At 53.4% G+C, this 264-nt stretch carries 1 rRNA gene; it reads left to right on the top strand.

Going from position 1 to position 264, the window contains the following annotated elements:
* A 23S ribosomal RNA gene (locus tag GEV02_RS33955) occupies window positions 1–264 on the top strand; the annotation flags it as partial.

Raw genomic sequence — 264 nt, 5'->3', positions numbered from 1 at the left:
CACCGTCGTATGATGCGATGGGGGGACGGATCGCGGAAGGTTGTCTGACTGTTGGAATAGTCAGTTTCTGGTTCATAGAAGGCGCTTAGGCAAATCCGGGCGCGGAATTCAAGGGATCGGGACGAGGCACTTAGGTGCTGAAGCAATCGGAAGTGGTTCCAAGAAAAGCCTCTAAGCTTCAGTCATACGAGACCGTACCGCAAACCGACACAGGTGGGCGAGATGAGTATTCTAAGGCGCTTGAGAGAACTCGGGAGAAGGAAC

Source organism: Rugamonas aquatica (genome assembly GCF_009380215.1).
Taxonomy (GTDB): domain Bacteria; phylum Pseudomonadota; class Gammaproteobacteria; order Burkholderiales; family Burkholderiaceae_D; genus Rugamonas; species Rugamonas aquatica_B.
This window is presented reverse-complemented; position numbering and strand designations above follow the sequence as displayed.